General features: G+C 68.1%; 1 protein-coding gene. It reads right to left on the reverse strand.

The features are described from left to right. Positions 1–85: 85 nt before the first annotated feature. On the reverse strand, positions 86–1,475 hold a 1,390-nt coding region (locus E1218_RS35720), incomplete at its 5' end, for a right-handed parallel beta-helix repeat-containing protein (protein WP_132327447.1).

Below are 1,475 nucleotides of genomic sequence, written 5' to 3' on the forward strand. Positions count from 1 at the left end.
GGGGGAGAAGGAGGCGTTCGAGGGGTTATCCCCTCGAACGCCCGCCGGGGTTCGGGAGGAGTCGAAGGCGTGTGAGGTGGGTGGGTCAGCGGATTGCGCGCCGGGTGGTGAAGGTGCTCCCGGCGTCCTGACCGGTCTGGCGCCACTCGTTCGCGGTGTACCACTCGCCGGTCTTCTGGAACCGCTCCGCGGTCAGGCTGTCGAGGATGTAGGTGTTGGCCTTCAGGGTCACCTCGCCGACCGGGATGACGGCACCGGAGTTCTGCACCATCCCGGTCGCGCTGGTCCCGCCCTTCATGGTGACCTGGTTGCCGGTGACAACGACGTCGCGGAGGACGTTCAGTCCCCACGGCCCGGAGCCGCGGGTGCGGGACTGGATCGAGATGCCGTTGACGTTGTCCGCGACCACGTTGTCGCGGACCTGCACGTTCGACGACGTGTTGACGTTGATGCCACCGCCGTCCCACAGCGACGTCCCGGAGCCGCGTCCGGTGCCCAATCCGTTGCCGGTGATCACGTTGTCCGAGATCGTGCCGTTGCGGCCGATCTCGTAGCGAATGCCGTCGGCCGCGTTGTCGACGATCTGGTTGGCGTTGAACGTGCGGCCGTCGTCGTACGCGTCGCTCCACAGGCCGACGCCGCGGTTGGCCTTGATCAGGTTGCCGGTCACCCAGCCGCCGTTCGACCAGGTCGTCTTGATCCCGCCGGACTCCCAGTCGGCGATCCAGAACCCGTCGGTGTTGTTGTGACTCACCTCGTTGGCCGAGATAGTCCCGTTCAGCGTGCTGTACTGGCCGATGCCGAGCTGGCCGTTGTGGTGGATCAGGTTCTTCTCCAGGACGGCCCCGTCGGCGTTCACCAGCATCGCGCCGACCGCGTGGTTCCAGCGGATGTCGTTGGCGGACACCTTCCAGCCCAGGCCGAGCTGGATCGCCCCGCCCTGCGGCGGGGTGGCGAAGTGCTCGATCGTCAGGCCGCGCACGGTGACGTTGTTCGCGCTCGACTGGATGGCCTGTCCGGTCTTCGACATCTCCACCGCCCGGCCGGCCGGGTTGTCACCGAGGTAGACCGCGTTCGCCGTGTAGTCGGCGTAGAAGGTGCCCGGAGCAACCTTGTCGCGAGTGGCCACCCGGGTCAGGTGCTTGCCGTCCAGGAAGACCTGCTCGCGCAGGTAGCAGATGTTCGCGACGTTGTCCTCGCATTGCCCGGTCTGCCCGTACGGCGGCGGCAGCACGCCGGTCGTGACCCAGTCGCCGTTCGTCGCGGACCACCGGGTCAGCGGGACCGACCCGGTGAGGACGGCGCCCTGGTCGCTGGCCAGCACCTGGTCCGGCTTCGGGCGGATGGTCTCGCTGATCCGGTGCACGCCGGCGACGAAGCAGAACGTCGTACCGTTCGGCGCGTCGTGGACGAGTTTCGCGGCGTCCTGACCCGGCTTGATCGTGGTCCCCGAGCAGGCCGGCGCGCACCGGATC

Origin of the sequence: Kribbella turkmenica (assembly GCF_004348725.1) — a bacterium.
Lineage (GTDB): Bacteria > Actinomycetota > Actinomycetes > Propionibacteriales > Kribbellaceae > Kribbella > Kribbella turkmenica.